At 63.2% G+C, this 25281-nt stretch carries 22 protein-coding genes and 1 tRNA gene; 7 read left to right on the top strand and 16 right to left on the bottom strand.

Going from position 1 to position 25281, the window contains the following annotated elements:
* Positions 1-9: 9 nt before the first annotated feature.
* From J5M71_RS07010 to J5M71_RS07000, 3 genes are read right to left on the bottom strand one after another with little or no spacing between them, the layout of a single operon-like run.
* On the bottom strand, positions 10-1254 hold the full coding sequence (locus J5M71_RS07010) for an acyl-CoA dehydrogenase family protein (protein ID WP_207831057.1): 1245 nt from the start codon (positions 1252-1254) through the stop codon (positions 10-12).
* A 21-nt stretch (positions 1255-1275) separates the two neighbouring features.
* Positions 1276-2208, bottom strand: a complete 933-nt coding sequence (locus J5M71_RS07005; protein WP_063912652.1) for an ABC transporter permease — start codon at positions 2206-2208, stop codon at positions 1276-1278.
* Positions 2205-3788 (bottom strand): ABC transporter substrate-binding protein, encoded by a 1584-nt coding sequence (locus J5M71_RS07000; protein WP_207831282.1) that lies wholly within the window; start codon positions 3786-3788, stop codon positions 2205-2207. Before J5M71_RS07000 ends, J5M71_RS07005 begins: the two co-directional genes overlap by 4 nt.
* A gap of 655 nt (positions 3789-4443) precedes the next feature.
* Here J5M71_RS07000 and J5M71_RS06995 point away from each other — a divergent pair.
* Positions 4444-6555: a TonB-dependent receptor gene (locus J5M71_RS06995; protein WP_207831055.1), complete on the top strand. Its 2112-nt coding sequence runs from the start codon at positions 4444-4446 to the stop codon at positions 6553-6555.
* Between the two features lie 146 nt (positions 6556-6701).
* Here J5M71_RS06995 and J5M71_RS06990 read toward each other — a convergent pair whose 3' ends face one another.
* The 8 genes from J5M71_RS06990 to J5M71_RS06955 form a co-directional block, all read right to left on the bottom strand.
* Positions 6702-7187: an adenosine-specific kinase gene (locus tag J5M71_RS06990; protein WP_207831053.1), complete on the bottom strand. Its 486-nt coding sequence runs from the start codon at positions 7185-7187 to the stop codon at positions 6702-6704.
* A gap of 246 nt (positions 7188-7433) precedes the next feature.
* Positions 7434-7509 (bottom strand) — tRNA-Gly (locus J5M71_RS06985).
* 63 nt (positions 7510-7572) lie between these two features.
* Positions 7573-8133 (bottom strand): CDP-diacylglycerol--glycerol-3-phosphate 3-phosphatidyltransferase, encoded by a 561-nt coding sequence (gene pgsA, locus J5M71_RS06980; RefSeq protein ID WP_039613116.1) that lies wholly within the window; start codon positions 8131-8133, stop codon positions 7573-7575.
* Positions 8134-8165: 32 nt separating this feature from the next.
* Positions 8166-9989, bottom strand: coding sequence for an excinuclease ABC subunit UvrC (uvrC, locus tag J5M71_RS06975; protein WP_207831051.1), 1824 nt, complete (start codon positions 9987-9989; stop codon positions 8166-8168).
* 6 nt (positions 9990-9995) lie between these two features.
* Complete coding sequence (gene uvrY, locus J5M71_RS06970; protein ID WP_003251380.1) at positions 9996-10634, bottom strand: UvrY/SirA/GacA family response regulator transcription factor; 639 nt, start codon at positions 10632-10634, stop codon at positions 9996-9998.
* A gap of 63 nt (positions 10635-10697) precedes the next feature.
* Entirely contained in the window at positions 10698-11087 is a 390-nt protein-coding gene (locus tag J5M71_RS06965) for a helix-turn-helix domain-containing protein (RefSeq protein WP_207831049.1), read from the bottom strand.
* A gap of 117 nt (positions 11088-11204) precedes the next feature.
* On the bottom strand, positions 11205-11636 hold the full coding sequence (locus J5M71_RS06960; protein WP_207831047.1) for a GNAT family N-acetyltransferase: 432 nt from the start codon (positions 11634-11636) through the stop codon (positions 11205-11207).
* A 54-nt stretch (positions 11637-11690) separates the two neighbouring features.
* Positions 11691-12077: a DUF488 family protein gene (locus J5M71_RS06955; protein ID WP_063912658.1), complete on the bottom strand. Its 387-nt coding sequence runs from the start codon at positions 12075-12077 to the stop codon at positions 11691-11693.
* A gap of 128 nt (positions 12078-12205) precedes the next feature.
* Here J5M71_RS06955 and J5M71_RS06950 point away from each other — a divergent pair, with 128 nt between their 5' ends.
* Positions 12206-13822, top strand: coding sequence for an inorganic phosphate transporter (locus tag J5M71_RS06950; protein ID WP_207831045.1), 1617 nt, complete (start codon positions 12206-12208; stop codon positions 13820-13822).
* A 125-nt stretch (positions 13823-13947) separates the two neighbouring features.
* Here the strand turns inward: J5M71_RS06950 and J5M71_RS06945 are convergent, their stop codons facing one another.
* The 3 genes from J5M71_RS06945 to J5M71_RS06935 form a co-directional block, all read right to left on the bottom strand.
* Positions 13948-14643: a glutathione S-transferase N-terminal domain-containing protein gene (locus tag J5M71_RS06945; RefSeq protein WP_207831042.1), complete on the bottom strand. Its 696-nt coding sequence runs from the start codon at positions 14641-14643 to the stop codon at positions 13948-13950.
* Positions 14644-14730: 87 nt separating this feature from the next.
* Positions 14731-15228: a PaaI family thioesterase gene (locus tag J5M71_RS06940; RefSeq protein WP_063912661.1), complete on the bottom strand. Its 498-nt coding sequence runs from the start codon at positions 15226-15228 to the stop codon at positions 14731-14733.
* 57 nt (positions 15229-15285) lie between these two features.
* The gene (locus J5M71_RS06935) at positions 15286-16668 is read right to left on the bottom strand and encodes an amino acid permease (protein ID WP_207831041.1); all 1383 of its coding nucleotides are present in this window, start codon (positions 16666-16668) and stop codon (positions 15286-15288) included.
* A gap of 255 nt (positions 16669-16923) precedes the next feature.
* Here J5M71_RS06935 and gcvA point away from each other — a divergent pair, with 255 nt between their 5' ends.
* Positions 16924-17820, top strand: coding sequence for a transcriptional regulator GcvA (gene gcvA, locus J5M71_RS06930; RefSeq protein ID WP_207831039.1), 897 nt, complete (start codon positions 16924-16926; stop codon positions 17818-17820).
* A 235-nt stretch (positions 17821-18055) separates the two neighbouring features.
* Entirely contained in the window at positions 18056-19306 is a 1251-nt protein-coding gene (locus tag J5M71_RS06925; protein ID WP_207831038.1) for an aspartate aminotransferase family protein, read from the top strand.
* Between the two features lie 3 nt (positions 19307-19309).
* On the opposite strand, the gene J5M71_RS06920 is transcribed toward J5M71_RS06925, so the two are convergent.
* The gene (locus tag J5M71_RS06920; RefSeq protein WP_085720495.1) at positions 19310-19612 is read right to left on the bottom strand and encodes a hypothetical protein; all 303 of its coding nucleotides are present in this window, start codon (positions 19610-19612) and stop codon (positions 19310-19312) included.
* 232 nt (positions 19613-19844) lie between these two features.
* Between J5M71_RS06920 and J5M71_RS06915 the strand changes: the two genes are divergently transcribed.
* Together J5M71_RS06915 and fusA are read left to right on the top strand one after the other, a co-directional pair.
* The gene (locus tag J5M71_RS06915) at positions 19845-20270 is read left to right on the top strand and encodes a hypothetical protein (protein ID WP_087499969.1); all 426 of its coding nucleotides are present in this window, start codon (positions 19845-19847) and stop codon (positions 20268-20270) included.
* 73 nt (positions 20271-20343) lie between these two features.
* The gene (gene fusA / locus J5M71_RS06910) at positions 20344-22455 is read left to right on the top strand and encodes an elongation factor G (protein WP_207831036.1); all 2112 of its coding nucleotides are present in this window, start codon (positions 20344-20346) and stop codon (positions 22453-22455) included.
* A gap of 112 nt (positions 22456-22567) precedes the next feature.
* On the opposite strand, the gene J5M71_RS06905 is transcribed toward fusA, so the two are convergent.
* The gene (locus J5M71_RS06905; RefSeq protein ID WP_207831033.1) at positions 22568-24010 is read right to left on the bottom strand and encodes a SulP family inorganic anion transporter; all 1443 of its coding nucleotides are present in this window, start codon (positions 24008-24010) and stop codon (positions 22568-22570) included.
* A gap of 134 nt (positions 24011-24144) precedes the next feature.
* Between J5M71_RS06905 and J5M71_RS06900 the strand changes: the two genes are divergently transcribed.
* Entirely contained in the window at positions 24145-24909 is a 765-nt protein-coding gene (locus J5M71_RS06900) for a secretin N-terminal domain-containing protein (protein ID WP_207831032.1), read from the top strand.
* Positions 24910-25281: the final 372 nt, after the last annotated feature.

Here is a 25281-nt window from a genome sequence, read left to right as displayed (position 1 = left end):
TTCTCCTGATCAGACTGCACTGGCTTCGTCGCCGCTGCCCTGCCCTTCGCTGGCGCTGGCGTGAAGGGCGCGCCAGGCCTGGGCCGGGCTGATGCCATTGAGGTAGTAGTTGCCCAACGCCTGCTCGCGGTAGATCGCCGGGTTGTGCGAAGCCAGGGTCCGGGCATTGCGCCAATGGCGGTCGAGGCGCCGGGCATTGCTGGTGGCCGATGCGCCGCCGACTTCGAACAGCAAGGTGCTCGCTTCCAGCACTTGCGGCAGGACGATCTGCTGCGCCTGAAAGGCGTGGATCTCGGCGTCGGTGTAAAGCTGCTCGGCCACCTCACCCTGCTGCCCGGCTTCGTACACCGCCTGCAGGCTCTGGCCCACGGCGGTGACTTGCGCATCAGCGGCGAAGGCCAGGCTCGACAGGCGACCGATAACCGCTTGCACCCGCGGGTCTGCGGCCGGCTGCGACTGCCCCGGCACACCAAAGGCACGGGTGCGGCCCTGGACGAACGCTACGGCATCGGCCAGCACTGCACGGCCGATGCCCGCCAGGGTGGCCAGGTGCACCGCCTGGTAGAACGCGGTGAGGTAGGATTCGGCGCGCAACTCGCCCTTGGCAAAACGGCGCAGCAGGTGCTGCGGCTGCACGCTGACCCGGGTGAAACGGGTGGTGCCACTGCCGGTCAGGCGCTGGCCGAAGCCGTCCCAGTCATCGACCCGCTCCACGCCCGGCGCACCGGTCGGCACCACGAGGCTGACAAAGTCGTCGCCATGGTTGGCCACTGCTGCCACCCAATCGGCGTACAACGTGCCCGTGCAGTAGTACTTTTCGCCGTCCAGGCGGTATCCGCCCTCGTCTTCGCTCAACTGCACGGAATTGCCGGTACTGTCGGTGCGTTCGGCCATGGCCGCGCCCCACAGTTCACCGGCGACCACGCGGGCGAACCAGTAGTCCTGAGAGGCGGCGTCGCCGGACGACAGCCGCCCTTCGACGAAGCCGAAGTGGGCGCGGAAAATCTGCGGCAGGTTGGAGTCGGCCTGCCCCAGACGCACCAGTTGGCGCAGCAACTGCGGCAAGGTTGCGCCTGAGCCACCGTGGCTGCGCGGCACGCGCAGGGCGCCGAAACGGGCTTCGCGTAGCCAGGCCACCGGCTCATGGGCCAGGGTGCGCTGCTGCTCGCGGGCCACCGCGCCTTCGGCGATACGCGCGTAGATCGGCGCAAAACGCGCGTCCAGCTCGGCATCGGTAATCGTGGTTTGACTCATGATGGTTCCTTTCAGGTGAATTCAGGAGCGTGCGGTGCGCGGGTCGATGGCCTGGGTCGCCAGGTCCACCAGCAGGTTGACCAGCACGTAGATCGCTGCCGCCAGCAGGGTGACGCCGAGCACCAGTGGCACGTCCTTGGTGGCGGTAGCGTCGAGCATCAAACGGCCAATGCCTTGACGGCCGAACAGCAGTTCCAGCACCACGGCACCGCCGAGCAGGCTGGCAAACACGTAGCCGGCCAGGGTCACCAGCGGCACCAGGGCATGACGCAGGGCATGGCGCAGACGCACAGCGATATCGCCCATGCCACGGGCACGGGCCTGGGTGATGAAGGGTTGTTCCAGCACCTGCTCCAGCGCCTGGCGCAACACCTGGGCAAGCACCGCTGCGATCGGCAGCGCCAGGGCCAGGCTCGGGAGTACCAGCGAGCGCCAACCGCTGGACCCGGACGGCGGCAACCAATGGAAGTAGAACGCGAAGGCCAACAGCAGCAGCGTGCCGATCACGAAGTTGGGCGCCGATGACAGCAACAGCTCGATGCCCGACACCACCGCCCGCAAACGCCGCCCACGGTTGGCGGTGAGCAGCGCCGAGGCTACCGCCAGCAGCACTGCCAGCACCGCCGCGCTGCTGGCCAAAGCCAGGGTCGCGGCAGCCTGCTCGCCAATCGCCTGGCTGACCGGTATGCGCAACCGGTACGACTCGCCCAGGTCGCCCTTGGCCAGGCGCGCCAGGTAGTGGCCGTACTGCACCCACAGCGGTTGATCGAGGCCGTACTCGGCACGCACCTGGGCCAGCAGCGCTTCGCTCGGCATGGCATCCGGGCCGCCGAGGATCGCCAGGGCGGTGTCGCCACCACTGTGCTGCATTCCGAGGAAAGTCAGGCTGGCCGCCGCCCAGAGCACTATCACACCGTCACGCAGGCGGCGCAGCAAGATCGACAGCAGCTTCATGGTTGCTCCTTTGCCAGCCATACGCTGGTGAACAGGGGAACATTGTGCGAACCATCGAACAGCACGCCGCCGATTGCGTTGCGGTAGGCCAGCAGCATCTGGCTTTCCACCGAAGGCACGGCCGGCACGGTCTCGCCCAGGCGTTGCTGGGCCTGGCGATACAGTTCGCGGCGTTGTTTCGGGTCGGTGCTGCGCCGGGCGTCGCCAAGCAACCGGTCGAGGGTGGCGTCACGGAAGTGGCCGACGTTCTGGCCGATCATTCGTGCGCTGGGGATGGATTGACTGTGGTAGAGGATGAACAGGCCATCGGCCGTGTTGGTGTGCCAATAGCCGCCGCCGATGGCGTCGAAGTCACCGCGGTAACGCAGCTCCATGACCTTGCTGAGCGGCAGCAACTCGATGCGCAGGTCGAAGCCGACCTTGCGCAGGTCCGCCTGGGCTGCCACCGAGACATTGGCCGGGAACGCCGGGTTGTCATAGGTCAGCAAGGTCGCCCCGAGGCGCTGGTCACCACGGGTGCGATAGCCTTCGGTGTCACGGCCGGTCCAGCCGGCAGCGTCGAGCAGGCGCCCGGCTTCGGCCGGGTCGAAGGCCAAGGCATCGCGGGCCACCGGGTCATAGCCGGGCGTATTCACGGCCAGGAAATCCCCCTTGGCCAGGTACTCGCCGAAGCCGGAGATCCACGCCAGGCCATCACGGTCGATGGCCTTGGCCATGGCCTGACGCACCCGCACGTCATCGAACGGCACACGCTCGACATTGAAGGTGATGCTACGCGACGGGTTGCCCTTGCGAATGCGGTTGCGCAGGGTCAGCTGCGGGTTGGCGCGGATCGCTGCGGCATTCTGCGCCGGTGCGTCCAGGGCCATGTCGTTGTCGGCGGCTTCCAGCGAGGTGTAGCGGATCATCGCTTCAGGCACGTAGCTCAACTCGATGCCGTCCAGATACGCCTCGCCCTGGTGGTTGATCGCTGGCGGCGCCCAGTCGTATCCCGGGCGACGGACAAAGCTGGCACGCTGGTCGCGCACCCAGCCGGTCAGCACGAAAGGCCCGGTGCCGATGGGCTGACTGGCGATGGTCTTCGGCGCTTCGAGGATCTGCCGCGGCGAGATCATCCCCAGCCAGGCTTGCGACAGCACATCCAGAAACGGCGCATAGGGCGCACGCAGGGTCGCCTCGAAGGTGTATTCGTCCACCACCCGTCCCTGCAGGTACGGCGCGATATAGGCGGCGGCCAGTGGCGACTTGGTCGTCGGGTCACGCATGTGTTCGAGGTTGACCCGCACGGCCTCGGCGTTGAAGTGCTCGCCATCGCTGAACGTGACGTCGTCACGCAGGTGGAAGGTGTAGGTCAGGCCGTCGGCGCTGATGTCCCAGCTTTTCGCCAGCCACGGCGTGAGGGTGCCGTCCTCGGCCTGGTACACCAGGCAATCGAACAGGATGCGGCCCATCCACTGCATGTTGCCATTGGACAGCGCGTGGATATCGAAGCTGCCGGCGTCGGTCGCTGCCGACACGCGCAGGGTGCCACCGCGCTTGCCGGGCTGCTGCTCGACGAAATCGCTGACCGGGTAGCGCATCACGCCGTTCACTTCGCTGAGCGCTTCGCCCTTGAGCAGCGCCTGGCTCTGCGCGGACGTGGCGGGTGGGCAGGCGGCAACTAACAGCGCACTGGCCACCAGGCATGTATTGAATAATCGGCAATTCAGCTGCACAAGGGGCCCTTTATATAGACGGCTACATAAAGGGCTATTGCAGTTGTCGTGCCAGCGCTAACACTGCGCATTCATTGAGGTTAGTTCAAACGGCCTGACGCATTAACCATACAAACTGTTTCATCCCTGTTGCGCTGACAACATCCAACCCTGTGGGCTGCGCTGTCGCGTAAATAACTGAAATTGCAATCAATCCGCGTCCCCTGTGGGAGCGGCTTTAGCCGCGAAGAATCCAACGCGTTGCATGGCACCGGCTGCGCCGGTGTTCGCGGCTAAAGCCGCTCCCCCAGGTTGCGCCATAGCATTCGGATATTTGTATATAACCTGCACTGTTCCGCAAACAACAGGGGCGCAACAAAATTTGCTTTTTTATTCAGCACTTCACACTAAAACTTTGGCCATACCCCCAAACTTCCGGCCTTTCGCCAGCTGGCACAGAAACTGCTCTCACCCATTCCGACAGGCCTGACTATTCCCATAGAACGCCGAGGATCTACGATGACTTTCAAGGAATTCAACGATGCGTGCGATTCAACCCCACCCACTGCGCCTGGCCATCCGCCACGCCGCCCTGGCCACCGCGGCCACGGCCCTGCTGGCCCCGGTCACGGTACTGGCCGCTGACCAGACCCTCGGCACGGTAACCGTGCAGGCCGCCAAGCAATCCGAAGTGCAACAGGCCGCCAGCGCCCTGGCCGAGGTGCCCGGCGGCACCAGCGTGGTCGACAGTGAAGAGGTCGCCAAGGGCCGCACTGCCACCCTGCAGGACACCCTTGGCTACCAGCCCGGCGTATTCGTGCAGTCCACCGGCGGCAACGACGCGGCGAAGATCTCGATCCGCGGCTCCGGTGCCAACACCTCGCCCGGCTACTTCCGTGAAGGCATCAAGTTCCTGTTCGACGGCCTGCCGCTGACCGGCCCTGGCGGCACACCCTACGAATTCCTTAACGCCAGCGGCGTGAACTACACCGAGATCCTGCGCGGCGCCAATGCCTTCCAGTATGGCGCGCTGACCCTCGGTGGCGCGGTCAACTTCGTCAACCACAGCGGCTACAGCGCCCCTGGCCTGCGCGTGCGCGCCGAAGCCGGCAGCTACCACTACCAGAAACAGAGCATCAGCTACGGTGGGGTCGAGGGCGACCTGGACTACTACCTGCAAGCCGACAACTACCGCAACGAGGGTTATCGCGACTACAGCCTGTCGAAGAGCTCGGGCATCGTTGCCAATGCCGGCTACCGCTTCAGCCCCAAGCTGGAAACCCGCCTGCTGCTGCGCTACCGCGATGAAACCCACAACGACCCCAGCGCCACCACCCTCAACGCCGCACTGCACCACCCGCGCCGCGCCAGCGCCACCGCCGAGAGCAGCGGTGCCGGTGCGCGCCGCCCGGGCAGCATCTGGGTGGGCAGCAAGACCACTTATACCTTTGACGACGATGCACGGCTGACCTTCGGCCTGTCGTATCACGACTATCGCCATACCAACAGCCCACGCAGCCCGAGCAATCCCAGTTACTGGGACTGGCACGACCTCGGCCTGTTGCTGGGCTATGACCGGGTCGACTACCTGTTCGGCCACGAAAGCCGCAGCAACATCGCCGTCACCGCCACCCAGCACCTGCGTGGCGGGGTGAACTCGGCCAACGACGACAAAGTGTCGCTCAAGCAGGTCAACTACAAGGACTCGTTCGACCGGGTGATCGCCCTGGGCAACGACCTCAACCTGGTCGACAACCTCTGGCTCACCAGCGGCGTGTCGTTCATCAACGTGCGGCGCAAGATCAACATCGACCACGCGGTGAACCCCAACACCACCAACTTCCCGCAGCACGTGGACTACGACAACTGGAGCATCGCTCCGCGCATCGGCCTGCGCTACGAGTTCAGCCCGAACCTGCAGGTATTCACCAACTTCAGCCGCAGCATCGACCCGCCTGCTTCCTGGGAGTACTCGGGCTCCGGCCCGACCCTGCCTTACATCCGCCCGTTGGTGGAGCAGAAGGCCAACACCTTCGAGGTCGGTATCAAGGGCTCGCACGGCATCTTCGATGGCAGCCTGGCCCTGTACCGCTCGTGGATCCACGACGAGCTGCTGAACGTGCAGATCATCCCCGCCACGTCATCGTCGGCAGCGGTCACCGGCGCCTTCAACGCCTCGCCAACCATCCATCAGGGTGTCGAAGCCGGCCTCAACACCCGCCTTTGGGTAAACCCTCAGGGCGACCTGGTCCGCTGGCGCCAGGTGTACACCTACAACGACTTCTACTACCGGCATGACGACACCTTCGGCGACAACCAGTTGCCGGGCGTGCCCAAGCACATCTACCAGGGTGAACTGCAGTACCAGGACCACAGCGGCTGGTACACCGGCGTCAACGTACAGTCAGCCTCGCGTACGGCAGTGGACTATGCCAATACCCTGTATGCGCCGTCGTACACCATCTGGGGAGCGAACCTGGGGTATGAGGCGCCGAAGGGCAACTGGAAGGTGTCGCTGGACCTGAAGAACCTGGCGAACAAGGCGTACGTGACGGCGGTGACGCCGGTGTACAACGCGCGCGGGCAGGATACTGCGTCGTTCTGGCCGGGGGATGGGATTGGCGCGTACGTGGGGGTGGAGGTCAGGTACTGAGCCGTTGATGCGGCCTGGTGTTTGACGACACGTCCAATCAAAGGGGCAACATCTGAAAGACGATGCTCTCGGTGCAAACCTGCCGACAGCATCGTCCTGATGCTGTTACCCCTGCGGGCACCGCTCACGCGTACCCGCGCGGCAACTCACAATTTGTAGCCGATCTGTCGTAACAAGCCCTTGCGCCACACAATGCCTTCATCATCTTCAATGTCAGTGGCGCGAACCCCGTCCACTACCCCCAGGACTGCTCGCCCCTGTTCCGTCTCGGCGAGAATCACTTCTACCGGATTGGCTGTCGCACAAAAAATGCAGCACACCTCTGGAACCAGCTTGACGGTGTTCAGCACATTCAGTGGATAGAATCCATCACCAAGAAAAATGATGAAACTATGGCCAGCCGCAATGTTTTGTGCATTTTTCTGGGCAAGCTCGATCATCGCGGTATCGGTGCCAGACCAGCGCACCAGGTGTTCGCCGGACGCTTCACAGAAGGCCAGGCCAAACTGAATACCTGGCACCGCATTTACCAGCGCTTCATGGATGTCCTCGACGGACTTGATGAAGTGCGTCTGGCCAAAAATGAAGTTCGTCGATTCTGGCTTGTCGATTTTCTGAGCGATGAGTTGCATCAAACACCTCCTTTCACGCTGTGGGTAGAAGGCTCTGGCGATAGATCAAGCTTAGCCACTCAGGGGCGACTGTGGCCTGGCTGCGGGACTCTCCCTGGATGCAGCCCATAACGAAAAATGCCCCGTATCTTTCGATACGGGGCATTCTCTTGACGGGCTCTGGCAGATTGCCAGACTTTACGCAGCGTGCGCATGCCCTTTTTTCACAACTTGCAGACAAAAAAGAAAGTCTGCAAATCTTTAATCTGGAGCGGGAAACGAGACTCGAACTCGCGACCCCGACCTTGGCAAGGTCGTGCTCTACCAACTGAGCTATTCCCGCGTCGTGATGGGTGCCATTCTAGCGATTTCTAAAACAGCGTCAACCCCTTGATTCAAAAAACTTTTATTTCTGCTCCGAGCCTTCGCGCAGGTGCGGCCAGGCGGCCAGCAGGTAGTGCACCATCGACCACAGGGTCAGCCCCGCCGCCACCAGCAGCAGCGCGTAGCCGAGGATTACCCAGAAGGTCACCGCCGGCGGGTTGCCCAGCAGAATCACCAGCGCCAGCATCTGCGCCGCGGTTTTCCACTTGCCAAGGTTGGACACCGCCACATGCGCCCGGGCGCCCAGTTCGGCCATCCACTCGCGCAGCGCCGACACCACGATCTCGCGGCCGATGATTACCGCGGCCGGCAAGGTCAGCCAGAAGTTGGCGTGGGTCTGCACCAGCAGCACCAGGGCCACCGCCACCATCAGCTTGTCAGCCACAGGGTCGAGGAAGGCACCGAACGGCGTGCTCTGCTGCAGGCGACGCGCCAGGTAGCCGTCCAGCCAGTCGGTGGCGGCGGCAACGGCGAACACACTGCTGGCGGCCATGTAGCTCCAGTGGTAGGGCATATAGAACAGCAGGATGAAGATCGGGATGAGCAGGACGCGTAGAACGGTGAGCAGGTTTGGAATATTCATCGGTACGACTGGCCGCAAGTTGAGCCCGCATTCTACTCGCTATGCAGGCTGGCATAAATCGACTCGGCAAGCTTTTTACTGATGCCGGGTGCTTTGGCGATTTCATCGATACTGGCGCGATTGAGCTCCTGCAGGCCGCCGAAATGTTTCAGCAGGTCGCGCCGGCGCTTGGGCCCTACCCCGGCCACATCCTCCAGGCTGGACACCCGGCGGGCCTTGCCACGGCGGGCGCGGTGGCCGGTGATGGCGAAACGGTGGGCTTCGTCGCGGATCTGCTGGATCAGGTGCAGGGCCGGTGAGTCACCCTTGAGGGTGAACTCGTGGTGCACGTCGTTCAGGTACAGGGTTTCGAAACCGGCCTTGCGCGTCACGCCCTTGGCCACGCCAAGCAGGGTCAGGTCGCTGAAGCCCAGCTCCTGCATCACGTCACGAGCCATGTTCAACTGGCCTTTGCCGCCGTCCACCAGCAGCACGTCTGGCAACTTGCCCTCGCCGTCCTTGATGCGCCCGTAACGGCGGGTCAGGGCCTGGTGCATGGCGGCATAGTCGTCACCAGCGGTGACGCCTTCGATGTTGAAGCGGCGGTAGTCAGACTTGAGCGGGCCTTCGGGGCCGAACACCACGCAGCTGGCCACCGTGGCCTCGCCGCTGGAATGGCTGATGTCGTAACACTCCAGGCGCTGCGGCACCTCGTCCAGCTTCAGCACCTCGGCCAGGGCCTCGAAACGTGCGGCCATGTGCTGGCGGTTGGCCAGGCGGGCATTGAGCGCCTGCTCGGCGTTGGTTACCGCCAGTTGCTGCCAGCGGGCGCGGGTACCGCGTACCCGGTGGCTGATGGTCAGCTCGCGGCCGCGCAGCGTGTGCAGCGCTTCAGTGATGGCTTCGAAGTCTTCGTGCACCACGTTGACGATCAGCTCGCCCGGCAGTTCGCGCTCGGCATTGCCCAGGTAGTACTGGGAGAGGAACGCGGCCATCACTTCGGCCACCTCCTCCTCGATGCCCACCTGGGGGAAGAAGTTCTTGCTGCCCAGCACCCGCCCGCCGCGCACGCTGATCAGGTGCACGCAGGCGCCACCGGGGTTGACGAAGGCGGCGATGACATCGACATCGCCGCTGCCGCCTTCGATGTACTGCTGGTCCTGGACCCGCCGCAGCAAGGCGATCTGGTCGCGCAACTCGGCGGCTCTTTCGAAATTGAGGGCCATGGCGGCCTTCTCCATTTCGGCATTGAGCTCGTTGCCCAGTTGCTGGCTACGCCCTTCGAGGAACATCACCGAGTGGCGCACGTCCTCGGCATATTCCTCGGCGGTCACCAGGCCCGTGCAGGGCCCTTTGCAGCGCTTGATCTGGTACTGCAGGCACGGCCGGGTGCGGTTGGCGTAGTAGCTGTCTTCGCACTGGCGCACCGAAAAGGCCTTTTGCAGCAGGCTGAGGCTTTCACGAATGGCCCCGGCACTGGGGTACGGGCCAAAGTAGCGGCCCTTGGCCTTCTTCGCCCCACGGTGAATACCCAGCCGCGGGAACTCGCCGTCGGAAAGAAACACGTAGGGGTAGGATTTGTCGTCGCGCAGCAGGATGTTGTACGGCGGCCGCCATTCCTTGATCAGGTTCTGCTCCAGCAGCAGCGCCTCGGTTTCGTTGGCGGTGATGGTGGTTTCGACCTGGGCGATGCGCGCCACCAGCGCGGCGGTCTTGGGCGCCAGGCCGGTCTTGCGGAAATAGCTGGCCAGGCGCTTCTTGAGGTTCTTGGCCTTGCCCACGTAAAGCAACCGGGCTTCGGCGTCGAACATCCGGTAGACGCCCGGGCGACCACTGCAGGTCGCCAGGAATGCGCTGGCATCGAAAACTTGGGACATGAGGTTTTACAGGCTTGCGTCGACCATACCGTGGCGAACGGCCAGCAAGGTCAGTTCGACATCGCTGGTGACCGAGAGTTTTTCAAAGATCCGATAACGGTAAGTATTGACGGTCTTGGGCGAGAGGCACAACTTGTCGGAGATGATCTGCACTTTCTGGCAGCCGACGATCATCAGGGCAATCTGGATTTCCCGCTCCGACAAGGCATCGAACGGCGAGCCCTGTGGCTGGAACGGTTTCAGCGCCAGCTGCTGGGCGATCTGCGGGCTGATGTAGCGCTGGCCGGCAAAGGCCAGGCGTATGGCCTGGACCATTTCGTCAAGGCCGGCGCCCTTGGTCAGGTAGCCAGCGGCACCGGCTTGCAGCAGGCGCGTGGGGAATGGGTCTTCCTCGCACACAGTCACGGCAACCACCTTGATGTCCGGGTGGCTGCGCAGCAGCTTGCGGGTGGCCTCCAGGCCACCGATGCCGGGCATTTTCACATCCATCAGCACCACATCCGGCTTCAGCTCACGGGCCAGCTTGAGTGCCGATTCGCCCGAATCCCCCTCACCCACCACCTGCAGGCCATCGATGTCGGCCAGCATGCGGGTAATACCGGTTCGTACCAGATCGTGATCATCGACCACTAAGACCCTAATCAAGCACACACCTCGTCAGCAGGGCGATTGGATCCCGCCACCTTAACAAAATTTTTCACGGCGGGCCTAACGCATTCCTTCCGTAAGAAACGCCTGACGTTCAACCGAGAGCGGCCTCACTGTCTGCCGGGATTTGTCGTTGTTGGTCAAACGCCGCAGCAGGTGCCAGAGTGCCGCCTGATCGTCGCACGACAACTGCCGGAAAGCCCTCAGCAAACCGGACTCATCGGCGTTAAGCCCCTCAAGCGGTAGCGGGGTGTGGATACCGCTGAGCACATATTGCGCATCCACCCCCCTGGCCGCCAATGCCGCCAGGTAATCGACCCGCGGCGAGCGTTCACCACTCTCGTATTTGCCCTGGGCATTGGGTTCGACCCCGCCGATATCTCCAAACACGCGCTGGGTCATCCCCAGACGCTCACGCTCTTCCCGCAGCCGCGGACCGATTCCATTCATGGGAGGCTCCTTGTCCCTGTTCACACTCATGTACGGCCTACCCGCCTGCAGGCAGCCGTAAACGCCTGAGTTCACTATGCCCATGCTCACCAGTCGCGACAAGCCATCATTGCGCTATTAGTCGATCGTACGCTGCATGCGCACAAAGCATTCGTCCTCACCCATTTCGACGAAGCCATGGCGCTGGTACAGCACACGCGCCGGGTTGCTGCGAAACACCATCAGCCGTAGCAGCGGCAGATGCCGCTGGCGGGCCCACAGCGCCAACTGCTCCAGCACCCAGCTGCCGACACCACGCCCACGGTGCTCGGGTAGCAGGTGCAACTCGCGGATGAACAGCGCCTGACGGTCCTGGCTGAGGCTGCAGAAGCCGAGCACGGTGTCACCTTCAGTCACCAGCCACTGCTCGCGCCAGCCCCAGGCTTCGTCGAAGGCTTGCTCGATCCACAACAGGTCATATTCACGGTAGTACGGCAGCATGGCGCGGCGCGTGAGGTCGCGGGCGAAGGTGCAGTGGGTGTCGTCGGCGGGGGTTAGGTTCAGGGGCATCACATATCGAACTCTTGGGTTTGCCGGCGACAGGGCCGGTAAAACGAATATCAATCATTGGGCGTAGCACACGGGCGAACTGCCAGGCCCACGCCGGTCCAGTTCGTCCTCCAGCCATTGCGCCAGCACCCGGGCATTGTTGTGTTCAGTGTCCTTGCCCGCATAAAGCAATGTCAAAGTGCCCTTCCCCGCCAAGTCCAACAGCGGGTACCAGTGCTCTGGGTGGGCCGCCAGCTCTTGCTGGTAGCGCTGGGTGAAACCGGCGAAATCCACTTCACCCTGGTGAAACGCCTTGCGCAATTCATCCGAGGGTGCAACTTCGCGCAACCACTGTCCGCGCAGGTCTTCCTTGCGCTTGTTACGCGGCCACAGCCGATCGACCAGCACGCGCTGGCCGTCGTCCTGCTCAACCGCATCGTAGACACGCTTGCAGCGAATCATCGGTTTCTCCTGCCATTACCGTCCGTCTTGAGCCTAGATAAATCATTGATCGAGGTCACGGCCGGGTTACGAATTGTTTCTATGCTCAAGGCCTTCGGCACCTTCGCCCCACGCCAACCGGAGCCCCCATGGCAACCCCGTCACTGGCCAGCCAGCCGCAACTGGCCCAACGCGACTCCCGCCCGCAGCTTGCCCACAAGCCGGGGCGTGCCACCCTGGTGTTGTTCTTCGGCCTGCTGCTGGCCGGCATTGCCTACTCCGCCTGGAGCCTGAAGCAGGATGTGACGGCCAGCGGCACGGCAATCACCACGGTCACGCCATTCCTGCTGCTGGGCCTGGCGTTGCTGATTGCCCTGGGCTTCGAGTTCGTCAATGGCTTCCATGACACTGCCAATGCAGTGGCCACCGTGATCTACACCCACTCCTTGCCGGCACCGGTCGCCGTGGTGTGGTCCGGGCTGTGCAACTTCCTCGGCGTGCTGCTTTCCAGCGGCGCGGTAGCGTTCGGCATCATCGCTTTGCTGCCGGTGGAGCTGATTCTGCAGGTCGGCTCCTCGGCCGGCTTCGCCATGGTCTTCGCCCTGCTGCTGGCGGCGATCATCTGGAACCTCGGCACCTGGTGGCTGGGCCTGCCGGCATCCTCCTCGCACACCCTGATCGGTTCGATCATCGGTGTGGGCGTGGCCAACGCGCTGATGCACGGACGCGACGGTACCAGTGGCGTGGACTGGGCCCAGGCCAGCAAGGTCGGTTATGCCCTGCTGTTCTCGCCACTGATCGGCTTTGCCTGCGCTGCCCTGTTGCTGCTGGCCCTGCGCGCGCTGGTCAAGCGCAAGGCGCTGTACCAGGCGCCGGAAGGCCAGACACCACCACCGTGGTGGATCCGCGGCGTGCTGATCCTGACCTGCACCGGTGTGTCCTTTGCCCACGGTTCCAACGACGGCCAGAAAGGCATGGGCCTGATCATGCTGATTCTGGTCGGCACCCTGCCGATGGCTTACGCACTGAACAAGACCATGCCCAATGAGCAGGCCCTGCAGTTTTCCGCCGTCGCCGAGGTAACCCGCCAGGCACTGGTGCGCAACGACCCGCAAGCGGCGCCGGCCGACCCGCGCCAGGTGCTGACCACGTTCATTGCCGAACCCAAGGCCAGCCCGCAACTGGTACCGGCGCTGGCGGCGCTGACCGGCATGATCGGCGAAGAGGTCAAAGGTTATGGCTCGCTCAAGCGCGTACCGGCCGAGGCCATGGCCAACGTGCGCAACGACATGTACCTGACCAGCGAAGCCATCCGCCTGATCGAGAAGAACCAGCTGGTGGTGTTCGATGCCGACACACGCAGCCATGTGCTGCTGCTCAAGACCCAGCTGGACGACGCCACCCGCTACATCCCGCTGTGGGTGAAAGTGGCCGTGGCCATCGCACTGGGGCTGGGGACCATGGTCGGCTGGCGGCGCATCGTGGTGACGGTAGGCGAGAAGATCGGCAAGACCCATCTCAGCTATGCCCAGGGTGCGTCGGCCGAGGTGGTGGCAATGTGCACCATTGGTGCGGCGGACATGTTCGGGTTGCCGGTGTCGACCACCCACGTGCTGAGTTCCGGGGTGGCCGGGACCATGGTGGCCAACGGGTCGGGGATTCAGAAGCGCACGCTGGTCAACCTGCTGATGGCCTGGGTGCTGACCTTGCCGGCAGCGATGCTGTTGGCCGGCAGCCTGTACTGGCTACTGCACCACATTTTCTGAATCTGTACTCCATCCCTGTGGGAGCGGGCATGCCCGCGAACACCGGCAAAGCCGGTGCCATGCACCGCGGTGCCTGCTTCGCGGCGGTTCGACACGCCCGCTCCCACAGGATCAGTGCCAACTGTTCAAGCCGGGATTTTCAGACCACGCTGCACCGCCGGCCGCTCAAGGAACGCCGCCAGCACCCGCTGCACTTCCTTGAACTGATCGAAGACGACCAGGTCACGGGCGTTGTAACGCTCCACCAGGTTACGCACCCACGGGAAGATCGCGATATCGGCAATGCTGTACTCGTCGACCATCCATTCCCGGCCTTTCAGATGCCGGTCCAGCACACCGAGCAGGCGCTTGGACTCGTTGACATAACGGTCCCGCGGGCGTTTGTCCTCGTATTCCTTGCCAGCAAAGAAATGGAAGAAGCCCACCTGGCCGAACATCGGCCCGATGCCGCCCATCTGGAACATCAGCCACTGCAGGGTCTGGTAACGCTGGGCCGGATCCTGGCTCAGCAACTGGCCGCTCTTCTCCGCCAGGTACTGCAGGATGGCCCCGGACTCGAACAGCGGCAGCGGCTGGCCGCCCGGACCATTGGGGTCGAGGATGGCGGGGATCTTGTTGTTGGCGCTGAGCGAGATGAATTCGGGGCTCAGCTGATCATCGTTGTCGAAGCTGACCTTGTGCGGCTCATAGGCCAGGCCGATCTCTTCGAGCATGATCGACACCTTGACGCCATTGGGCGTCGGCAGTGAATACAGCTGCAGGCGCTCGGGGTGCCTGGCGGGCCACTTGCGGGTAATAGGGAAAGCACTGAGATCGGTCATGATCAACCTTGCCTGGGGGAGTGAACCTCTCACTCTAGAGACATCCCCGGCCGCTGACCATCACCGACCACTTGTCAGCACGGGCAGTCAGGCTTGGCCGTGAGCCTTGAGCTTGAGCTTTTCGGTATCGACACGGACGAACACCGAGTCGGCGGTCACGGTCAGCACATCGTCGGCCCAGACTTCGCAGATCACCCGGCTCTTACGCCCTACTTCGCCTTCCACACGCGCCTTGAGCAACAGCTCGACGCCCATCGGCGTGGGTTTCAGGTAGGTCAGGTTGAGCGTGCCGGTAACGCAGTCGATACGCGGCAGGCTACCCGGCTCGCGGCCTTCGTTACGGTAGTGGTAGGCCATCGCCGTCCAGTTGGAGTGGCAGTCGACCAGCATCGCCAGCAGGCCGCCGTAAACCAGGCCGGGCCAGCCGGTGAAGGTGCTGTCGGGCACGTGCCGGCACAACAGGTGGATGCCGTCGGCGTCCCAGTGGCTTTGCAGGTGCAGGCCGCTGGGGTGGGAGCAACCGCAGCCGTAGCAAGTGCCGTCGGGTGCAGCGAGTGCCTGTAGAGAAAGTGAGTGGTCGTTCATACGCTTCCTGTGCTTGTTCGAATGGGGGCGCGCAACGCCCCCATTAAAGCAGAATCATCAGGCCGTCTGGGCAACCACCTTGGTGCCCCGCTGGGTCAGCGAAACCAGCAAGATGAATGCAGTCACTCCGGCAGTCATCAGCGTCTCGTAGCGGTAGGCATCGCTGAACAGCATGTAGCCCAGCACCATGACGATGGTGCCGATCACCAGCCAGGTCAGCCACGGGAACAGCCACATCTTCAGCTCCAGCGGCCGCCCTTCACGCTCGGCACGGGCACGCATGCGCAGCTGCGACACGGCAATCACCAGGTACACCAGCAAGGCGATGGCACCCGTGGTGGACAGCAGGAAGCCGAACACCTTGCCCGGGAACACATAGTTGACGAAGCACCCGGCAAAGCCGGCCAGGGTCGAGAAAATGACCGCCACGGTCGGTACGCCAGAACCGGAGATACGCTTGGTAACGCTCAGCGCCTGGCCACGGGCGCCCAGCGAATAGAGCATGCGCGACGCGGTGTACAGGCCCGAGTTCATGCAGCTGGTCACGGCCACCAGCACCACGATATCCACCAGCAGCTTGGCACCCGGCACGTTCAGCACTTCCAGCACGCGCTGGAACGAGCCCACGGCTTTAAGCCCCGGGTCGTTCCAGGCCACCAGCGACACCACCAGGAAGATCGACGCCAGGTAGAAGATGGCGATGCGGTACACCACCAGGTTGGTGGCGCGGCGGATCTTGTCTTTCGGGTTGGCGGTTTCGTCAGCGGCAATGGTGACGATTTCGGCGCCGAAGAACGAGAAGATGGTGATCAGCACGCCACCGAGCACGGTGCCGAAACCGTTGGGCATGAAGCCACCGTTGTCCCACAGCCGGCTCACCCCGGACACCTCGGCCAGCGGCCAGACGCCGAACACCGCCAGGCTGCAGACCACGATGAAGGCAATGATCGCCACCACCTTGACCAGCGCGAACCAGTACTCGAAGGCCCCGAAGTTCTTCACGCTGATCAGGTTGGTGCCCGACAGCACCAGCATGATCAGGAAGGCGAACAGCCACGACGGCACACCGGGGAAGTAGGCATGCAGGATATCGGCGCCGGCAATGGCCTCGACCGGAATGATCAGTACCCAGAACCACCAGTACAGCCAGCCGATGGTAAAGCCCGCCCAAGGGCCGATGGCTTCGGAGGCATAGGTGGAAAACGAGCCGCTGTTGGGGTTGGCGATGGCCATTTCGCCCAGCATGCGCATCACCAGCAAGACCAGCAGGCCGGTCATGGCGTAGGAGATGAGGATGGCCGGGCCGGCGGTGGCGATGGCGTTGGAGGAACCGATGAACAGGCCGGCCCCGATGATGCCGGCAATGGAGATCATGGAGACCTGACGGGACGTCAGGCCGTGCTGCAGGGAGCGCTGTTTGTTGTTGTGTAGCGAAGCCATGAAGAACCCTCGAATGGGTCGGCCGCGGCGGAGCGGCTGAAGACTGGAGCAGAATTCTTATAAATTTCTGATGTTCGTTGTTGTTGTTTTGCAGATGCCGGAAGCGGGTACTGACCTCCTCTTCGCACGACCGGTTGTAATCGTTGATCCAGGTCAGTATTAATCTATAGGGCGGGGTCAACAAACGACCTTTTCGAAACACATGATTCCGTTACGGAATGAACTCCTTCCTTTTTTGCTCGGTATTTGCCCGTCATGTCCAAACGCCTGATGCCTTCGACCACCGCCCTTCAGTGCTTCGAAGCGGCCGCCCGCCACCTCAGCTTCACCCGCGCGGCCCAGGAACTGCACCTGACCCAGAGCGCCGTCAGCAAGCAGGTGGCGCAGCTCGAGGACATGCTGTCGCACTCGCTGTTCCAGCGCATTCGCCGGCGCCTGCACCTGACCCCCGCCGGCGCGCTGTACCTCACCGAAGTGAACAAGATCCTCACCCAGATCGACATTTCCAGCCGCTACATCCTCAGCTACGGCGACGAGACCGAAGTGCTGCGCATCGCCACCCAGCCCACCTTCGGCGCGCGCTGGCTGGTGCCCCGGCTGAAGGGTTTTGGCGACCGCTACCCGCGCATTCACCTGGATATCCGCAACGAACTGGAGCCGTTCGACCTGGTGCAGGCCAAGGCCGACATTGCGTTTTTCTTCGGCCAGGGCACCTGGCCCGGGGCAACCTGCATCGAGCTGTTCAGCGAAGAAGTGGTGCCGGTGTGCAGCCCGCAGCTGCTGGCCAACCACCGTTTCGTCAGCGCCCAGGCGCTGACCGAACACCGCCTGCTGCAGTGCGTGTCGCGCCCGGAGGCCTGGCACGAATGGTTCCTGGGGCTGGGGTTGCATAGCCAGAACAGCTACCACGGGCCACGCTTCGACACGTTCTACCTGTGCATCCGCGCGGCCATTGCCGGCTGCGGCATCGCCCTGATTCCGCGCTACCTGGTGGCCGAAGAACTGAGCGAGGGCAAGCTGGTGGTGGCCTGGGACCACCCGGTGGCGAGCAATGGCCGGCACTTCATCGCCCATGCCGAGCATGCGGCCGAAGTGCCCAAGGTCAGGGCCTTCGTGCAGTGGATTCGGGAGCGGGTGGCCGAGGGGGATTGATTTGACCTGTACCGGCCTCTTCGCGGGTAAACCCGCTCCCACAGGGATCGCACAGCTTTCAAGTGTGGCGCCGTACTGTGGGAGCGGGTTCACCCGCGAAGAGGCCGGCACAGGCGATATAAATCAACTACAAGATCGCGAATCCATGGAATGACCGCAATCGAATAATTCGTTTGCGGAATAACCCGCCAACACGCTTGGATAATAAGAAACTCGAACAAAGGTCCGCGTGCCCATGAACCAGGAAAGTATCAGCCAATCCATTGCCATCGTTCACCCGATCACACTTTCCCATGGCCGTAATGCCGAAGTCTGGGACACTGACGGCAAACGTTACATCGACTTCGTCGGCGGTATCGGTGTGCTCAACCTGGGCCACTGCAACCCGGCCGTGGTCGAGGCGATCCAGGCCCAGGCCACTCGCCTGACCCACTACGCCTTCAACGCAGCCCCCCACGGGCCATACCTGGCACTGATGGAGCAACTGAGCCAATTCGTGCCGGTCAGCTACCCCTTGGCCGGCATGCTCACCAACAGCGGCGCGGAAGCTGCGGAAAACGCCCTGAAAGTAGCCCGCGGTGCCACCGGCAAACGCGCCATCATCGCCTTCGACGGCGGCTTCCACGGTCGCACTCTGGCCACGCTGAACCTCAACGGCAAGGTCGCCCCGTACAAGCAGCGGGTCGGTGAACTGCCAGGGCCGGTGTACCACCTGCCCTACCCCAGCGCCGACACCGGGGTAACCTGCGAACAGGCCCTAAAGGCCATGGACCGCCTGTTCAGCGTCGAGCTGGCCGTGGAGGACGTGGCGGCGTTCATCTTCGAGCCGGTGCAGGGCGAAGGCGGCTTCCTCGCCCTTGACCCAGGCTTCGCCCAGGCCCTGCGCCGCTTCTGCGACGAGCGCGGGATCCTGATCATCATCGACGAGATCCAGTCGGGTTTCGGTCGTACCGGCCAGCGCTTCGCCTTCCCGCGCTTAGGGCTTGAGCCCGACCTGCTGCTGTTGGCCAAGAGTATTGCCGGCGGCATGCCACTGGGTGCGGTGGTCGGGCGCAAGGAACTGATGGCAGCGCTGCCCAAAGGCGGCCTGGGTGGCACCTATTCGGGCAACCCGATCGCCTGCGCGGCGGCCCTGGCCAGCCTGGCGCAGATGACCGACGAGAACGTCGCTACCTGGGGTGAGCGCCAGGAGCAGGCAATCGTGCGCCGCTACGAGCGCTGGAAGGCTTCTGGATTGAGCCCGTTCATCGGCCGCCTGACCGGCGTCGGCGCCATGCGCGGGATCGAGTTCGTCAATGCCGACGGCAGCCCGGCACCGGCGCAGCTGGCCAAGGTGATGGAAGCGGCGCGAGCCAAGGGCCTGTTGCTGATGCCTAGCGGCAAGGCACGGCACATCATCCGCCTGCTGGCACCGCTGACCATCGAGGCCGCGGTGCTCGAAGAAGGTCTGGATATCCTCGAGCAGTGCCTGGCCGAGCTGAACTGATACTTACAAGCCCAGTTCTGCGGGAGTGAGCATGTCGGACTCGAAGGCAATCCAGCCGCCTTCGAGTTCGGCGTGGCCGTTGACGATCGGGCCGTAGTAGGTCAGGCCGTTTTCCAGGGTCACGCAGATGTGCGTGGCGTTCTTTTCAGGGGCCGCGAGCGTACCGACGAAATGCACCTTTTTCAGGGTTTCGGTCACCGCTTCCAGGCCAACGCGCATGTTGGGGTTTTCCGAGGCCTCGGTGTCGCCGCCACGGTCTTCGGCGCTGATGGTGATGGTGGCGATGTACGGGTACTTGGTGCTCAAGCGGGGTTACCTCAGTGGGTGTGTAGGCGTATGGGCGCGTAGAGTACGGCAGGTGGTCTCTATTGTCTCTACTGGCCTCTTCGCGGGTAAACCCGCTCCCACAGGGACCGCATGCGCAGTACCTGTGGGAGCGGGTTTACCCGCAAAGAGGCCGGGCCTGCAAAAGGTGATCTGAAAGGCCCGATCTGTTAGGGTGCCCGCCGATGCAAGCCACACCACACGAGGATCCCGAGTGAGCGCCGAAGAACCCCTGATCGCCGACCTGTTCGAAGTCGACAAACGCCTGTCCCTCAAGCCCGTGGTGGACTTCAACAGCTACCTGCGCAACGCCTTCGGCGAAGGCCCGTGCCGTTGCCACCGCTGCACCGAAGGTGGCGACCAAAGCACCTACAGCCACGCCCACACCTTCACCTTCGACGGCCGCCAATGGCACCGCCGCTTCGCCAGCACCTCCGGCAGCGACGTCGCCCAGGCCCTGAAAAAAGCCTGGCTGTCGTACACCAAGGCCGATCTCAACCTGGTGGGTGCACTGGACCTGGCCACCCTCAAGACCTTCACCGAAGCCGCCCTGCACACGCGCCTGCTGGCCCTGCTGCCCGCCAGCGGCCTGGCCCGCGAAGTGGACGGCCAGTGGATGCTGCAAGCCCAGGCCGACTGACGGTCAGGCGGCAGGGCAGGATTCTCCCGGTCTGCTACCGTGGGAGAATCCGCTCATCCACAGGTAGTCCGCCATGGCCCGCACAACGCCCATCGAGCTGTACCGCAATATCGGCATCGTCGCCCACGTGGATGCCGGCAAGACCACGACCACCGAGCGGATCCTGTTCTACACCGGGGTCAACCACAAGATGGGCGAAGTGCACGATGGTGCCGCGACCATGGACTGGATGGCCCAGGAGCAGGAGCGCGGCATCACCATTACCTCGGCGGCGACCACCGCCTTCTGGCAGGGCTCGACCAAGCAGTTCGCCCACAAGTATCGCTTCAACATCATCGACACCCCCGGCCACGTCGACTTCACCATCGAGGTGGAGCGCTCGCTGCGCGTGCTCGATGGCGCGGTGGTGGTATTCAGCGGCGCGGACGGGGTCGAACCACAGTCCGAGACCGTTTGGCGCCAGGCCAACAAGTACCACGTGCCACGCCTGGCCTACATCAACAAGATGGACCGCCAGGGCGCTGACTTCCTGCGCGTGGTCAGGCAGATCGACCAACGCCTGGGCCACCACCCGGTACCCATCCAGCTGGCCATCGGCAGCGAAGAAAACTTTGTCGGCCAGATCGACCTGGTGAAGATGAAGGCCATCTACTGGAACGATGCGGATCAGGGCACCAGCTATCGCGAGGAAGACATCCCCGCCGAACTGCAGGCACTGGCCGACGAATGGCGCGCGCACATGGTCGAGGCCGCAGCCGAGGCCGATGACGAACTGCTCACCAAGTTTCTCGAAGGCGAAGCGTTAAGCATCGAAGAGATCAAGGCCGGCCTGCGCAAACGCACCCTGAACAACGAGATCGTGCCGACCATCCTCGGCTCGTCGTTCAAGAACAAGGGCGTACCGCTGATGCTCGACGCGGTCATCGACTACCTGCCCGCGCCTTCGGAAATCCCCGCCATCAAGGGCACCGACCCGGATGACGAAGAGAAGCACCTGGAGCGCCACGCCGACGACAGCGAGCCGTTCTCGGCCCTGGCGTTCAAGATCGCCACCGACCCGTTCGTCGGCACCCTGACCTTCGCCCGGGTCTATTCCGGCGTGCTCAGCTCCGGCAACGCGGTGCTCAACTCGGTCAAGGGCAAGAAAGAACGCATCGGCCGCATGGTGCAGATGCATGCCAACCAGCGCGCCGAAATCAAGGACGTGTGCGCTGGCGACATCGCCGCGCTGATCGGCATGAAGGACGTGACCACCGGCGACACCCTGTGCGACATGGACAAGCCGATCATCCTCGAACGCATGGACTTCCCCGACCCGGTCATTTCCGTGGCAGTGGAGCCGAAGACCAAGGCCGACCAGGAAAAAATGGGCATTGCCCTGGGCAAGCTGGCCCAGGAAGACCCGTCATTCCGTGTGCGCACCGATGAAGAGACTGGCCAGACCATCATCTCGGGCATGGGCGAGTTGCACCTGGACATCATCGTCGACCGCATGCGCCGCGAGTTCAACGTCGAGGCCAACATCGGCAAGCCACAGGTGGCCTACCGCGAGAAAATCCGCAACACCTGCGAAATCGAGGGCCGCTTCGTCCGCCAGTCCGGCGGCCGAGGCCAGTACGGCCACTGCTGGATCCGCTTTGCCCCCGGCGACGAGGGCAAGGAAGGCCTGGAGTTCATCAACGAAATCGTCGGCGGCGTGGTACCGCGCGAGTACATCCCGGCGATCCAGAAGGGCATCGAGGAGCAGATGAAGAACGGCGTGCTCGCCGGCTACCCACTGATCAACCTGAAGGCGGCGGTGTACGACGGCTCGTACCACGATGTCGACTCCAACGAAATGGCCTACAAGATCGCCGCCTCGATGGCCACCAAGCAGCTGTCGCAGAAAGGTGGAGCGGTGTTGCTGGAGCCGGTGATGAAGGTGGAAGTGGTGACCCCGGAGGAGTACCAGGGTGACATCCTCGGTGATCTGAGCCGGCGCCGCGGGATGATCCAGGATGGTGACGAAACGCCGGCCGGCAAGGTGATCCGTGCCGAGGTGCCGCTGGGCGAGATGTTCGGCTACGCCACCTCGATGCGCTCGATGACCCAGGGCCGGGCCAGCTTCTCGATGGAGTTCACCCGCTATGCCGAGGCGCCGGCGAGTATTGCCGACGCCATCGTCAAGAAGAACCGCGGGGAATAGTTCATTCGTCTGTACCGGCCTCTTCGCGGCTAAAGCCGCTCCCACAGGGAATGCATAACCCCTGTGGGAGCGGCTTTAGCCGCGAAGAGGCCGGTACAGGCAACAACCACTCTCAGTGCTGCTCACCAGCCCGCTTCAGCAATTTCTTGCAGCGCTCCGACAGATGCACCACCCGCAATTGCTTGCCCGCCCTGGCATACCGCTCCCGCAAGGTCTTCAACGCGGCAATCGCCGAATAATCGACAAAGCTCAAATGCTGGCAATCCAGGGTCACCTTGGCCGGGTCGTTAGCCGGATCGAACTGGTTCAGGAACGGCGTGGTCGAGGCAAAGAACAGCGTGCCATGCACCTGATAACGCTTGCCCCCTTCCCCGTCCTCATGACTGTCGGCATACAGCTCGCGCGCATGCTGCCAGGCAAAGTTCACCGCCGCGATGACGACACCGAACAATACCGCCACTGCCAAGTCGGTGAGCACCGTTACCACGGTCACGGCAATGATCGCCAGCACATCGCTCAGCGGCACCTTGTGCAGCACACGCAACGATGCCCAGGCAAAGGTCTGCTGCGCCACCACGAACATCACCCCGACCAGTGCCGCCAGCGGAATACGCTCGATCAGCGGCGAAAGGAACAACACGAACAGCAGGACCATCACTCCGGCCACTACGCCCGACAGCCGGCCACGACCATTGGAACTGAGGTTGATCACCGTCTGGCCGATCATCGCGCACCCACCCATGCCACCGCACAGGCCGGAAACCATATTGGCCGCGCCCAGTGCCACGCACTCGCGGTCCGGGTAGCCACGGCTTTCGGTGATTTCATCGGTCAGGTTGAGCGTAAGCAGGGTTTCCAGCAGGCCGACCATGGCCATCAGCACCGCGTAAGGGACGATGATCTTCAGGGTTTCAAGATTCCACGGTACGTCCGGCAGCGCCAGGTGCGGCAGGCCACCGGCGATGTTCGCCATATCGCCCAGGGTGCGAGTGGGCAGGCCCAGCAGGTACACCAGCACACCAACGCTGAGGATCGCCACCAACGCCGGCGGCACCGCACGGGTCAGTTTCGGCAACACATAAACCACCAGCATGGTCAGCGCCACCAGGCCCACCATCAGGTACAGCGGCGCACCGCTGAGCCAGTGCTCACCCTGCTTGAAATGCTCCAGCTGGGCCAGGGCGATGACGATGGCCAGGCCGTTGACGAAGCCGAGCATTACCGGGTAGGGCACCAACCGCACCAGCTTGCCCAGGCGCAGCAAGCCGAACAGGATCATCACCACGCCCCCCAGCAGCACCGTCGCCAGCAGGTACTGCGCACCGTGCTGCACCACCAGCGCGACGATCACCACCGCCATCGAGCCGGCAGCGCCGGAAATCATCCCCGGCCGGCCACCGAACAGCGCCGTCAGGGTGCAGATGATGAAGGCGCCATACAGACCCATCAGCGGGTTCAGGTGAGCCACCAGGGCAAAGGCGATGCACTCGGGCACCAGGGCGAACGAGGTGGTCAGGCCGGCGAGCAGGTCGGCGCGGAGTCGGGCGGGTTTCATGAGCATCCTGTGAGGCGGTCCGGGCGGACGGTACAAAAACAAGGGGCGCGATGTTACGGAATTTGTCTGATAGCGGCCACCGCTCAAGGGGTTCTATAACGTGAAACCAGCAGAAGCCAGGCAAATTTGCCATCATGAACATTCCACCTGCGGAGATCATGGACATGCCGCTACGCCCCCTTCTCGCCTCCCTGCTGCTGGTCGCCAGCCTTACCGCCCAGGCCGCCACCGAGGTCGTACCGCTACAACACCGCAGCAGCGCCGAACTGCTGCCCGCCGCCCAGGCGTTCATCGGCAAGGACGGCACGGTCAGCGCCTTCGAGAACAAGCTGATCGTCAACGCCAGTGCCGAGCGCATCGACGACCTGCGCGCCTTGCTGCAACAGCTGGACACCGCGCCCAAGCGCCTGCTGATCAGCGTCGACAACAACGACAGCAACTTCCAGGACAACCGTGGCAATGCGCGTGTCATCCACTACGGTACCAGTAACCGTGACGGCGGCATGCAGCAGATCCAGGCCAGCGAAGGCCAGCCGGCACTGATCCAGATAGGCCAGAGCATCCCGATCACCAGCACCAGCACCGACGGCTACGGGCGCATCCAGAGCAACACCGAATACCGCAACGTGACCCAGGGTTTCTACGTCACCCCAAGCCTGAGTGGCGATACGGTTCGTCTGCAAATAAGCACCAATAATGACCGCATCAGCCATGAACGTGCAGATGTAGTGAATGTGCAAAGCACCGACACGACGGTCACCGGCAAGCTCGGCGAATGGATCACACTGGCCGGGCACAATCAGCAGAGCCAAGCCGATCGCAGCACATCAAGCCTCAGTTACAGCACCCAGCGCGGTGAAAACATGACTTTACGTGTCAAAGTCGACCTTCTCGACTGATCCCAGGCAATTCAAGGCCTCGACCAAAGGCCTTGAAACTGACTGCCAAGTCGCATTAGACCAAAGATGTAGTAAGAGAAAAAAACCACTACAAAACATTTGACAGGGTCTTTTTCCCAAGGGCATGATGGCCTCGCTCCCGCTAATCAGGGGCCCTGGCAAGGGCCTTCGAGGCGTGCTCCTCCCACCCCTGGAGGCGCCTCGTGTCTATACGGCCCACAAGGCGGTTCGACGGGATTGCGACTGCAACGAAGAAGTTGTCCCGAGGGACGGAAGCGCATCACCGCAGTACTGGCAATCGCGTAGCACCGCAGCAAGGCAACCACGAGCCAACCTGCCGGAGCACCCTTTCGCCTGACCTGCACACCCTTC

It is taken from the genome of Pseudomonas sp. 43(2021) (assembly GCF_017490805.1).
In the GTDB taxonomy this organism is placed as follows: Bacteria; Pseudomonadota; Gammaproteobacteria; order Pseudomonadales; family Pseudomonadaceae; genus Aquipseudomonas.
The sequence above is the reverse complement of the archived record's forward strand: the minus strand, read 5'-3'. Positions and strand labels throughout refer to the sequence as shown.

What these genes read in the sequence shown, in the direction of transcription:
- J5M71_RS07010 (WP_207831057.1), bottom strand. Translation starts at nt 1,254, where the DNA reads ATGAGTCAAACCACGATTACCGATGCCGAGCTGGACGCGCGTTTTGCG.
- J5M71_RS07005 (WP_063912652.1), bottom strand. Translation starts at nt 2,208, where the DNA reads ATGAAGCTGCTGTCGATCTTGCTGCGCCGCCTGCGTGACGGTGTGATA.
- J5M71_RS07000 (WP_207831282.1), bottom strand. Translation starts at nt 3,788, where the DNA reads ATGCGCTACCCGGTCAGCGATTTCGTCGAGCAGCAGCCCGGCAAGCGC.
- J5M71_RS06995 (WP_207831055.1), top strand. Translation starts at nt 4,444, where the DNA reads ATGCGTGCGATTCAACCCCACCCACTGCGCCTGGCCATCCGCCACGCC.
- J5M71_RS06990 (WP_207831053.1), bottom strand. Translation starts at nt 7,187, where the DNA reads ATGCAACTCATCGCTCAGAAAATCGACAAGCCAGAATCGACGAACTTC.
- pgsA (WP_039613116.1), bottom strand. Translation starts at nt 8,133, where the DNA reads ATGAATATTCCAAACCTGCTCACCGTTCTACGCGTCCTGCTCATCCCG.
- uvrC (WP_207831051.1), bottom strand. Translation starts at nt 9,989, where the DNA reads ATGTCCCAAGTTTTCGATGCCAGCGCATTCCTGGCGACCTGCAGTGGT.
- J5M71_RS06965 (WP_207831049.1), bottom strand. Translation starts at nt 11,087, where the DNA reads ATGAATGGAATCGGTCCGCGGCTGCGGGAAGAGCGTGAGCGTCTGGGG.
- J5M71_RS06960 (WP_207831047.1), bottom strand. Translation starts at nt 11,636, where the DNA reads ATGCCCCTGAACCTAACCCCCGCCGACGACACCCACTGCACCTTCGCC.
- J5M71_RS06955 (WP_063912658.1), bottom strand. Translation starts at nt 12,077, where the DNA reads ATGATTCGCTGCAAGCGTGTCTACGATGCGGTTGAGCAGGACGACGGC.
- J5M71_RS06950 (WP_207831045.1), top strand. Translation starts at nt 12,206, where the DNA reads ATGGCAACCCCGTCACTGGCCAGCCAGCCGCAACTGGCCCAACGCGAC.
- J5M71_RS06945 (WP_207831042.1), bottom strand. Translation starts at nt 14,643, where the DNA reads ATGACCGATCTCAGTGCTTTCCCTATTACCCGCAAGTGGCCCGCCAGG.
- J5M71_RS06940 (WP_063912661.1), bottom strand. Translation starts at nt 15,228, where the DNA reads ATGAACGACCACTCACTTTCTCTACAGGCACTCGCTGCACCCGACGGC.
- J5M71_RS06935 (WP_207831041.1), bottom strand. Translation starts at nt 16,668, where the DNA reads ATGGCTTCGCTACACAACAACAAACAGCGCTCCCTGCAGCACGGCCTG.
- gcvA (WP_207831039.1), top strand. Translation starts at nt 16,924, where the DNA reads ATGTCCAAACGCCTGATGCCTTCGACCACCGCCCTTCAGTGCTTCGAA.
- J5M71_RS06925 (WP_207831038.1), top strand. Translation starts at nt 18,056, where the DNA reads ATGAACCAGGAAAGTATCAGCCAATCCATTGCCATCGTTCACCCGATC.
- fusA (WP_207831036.1), top strand. Translation starts at nt 20,344, where the DNA reads ATGGCCCGCACAACGCCCATCGAGCTGTACCGCAATATCGGCATCGTC.
- J5M71_RS06905 (WP_207831033.1), bottom strand. Translation starts at nt 24,010, where the DNA reads ATGAAACCCGCCCGACTCCGCGCCGACCTGCTCGCCGGCCTGACCACC.
- J5M71_RS06900 (WP_207831032.1), top strand. Translation starts at nt 24,145, where the DNA reads ATGAACATTCCACCTGCGGAGATCATGGACATGCCGCTACGCCCCCTT.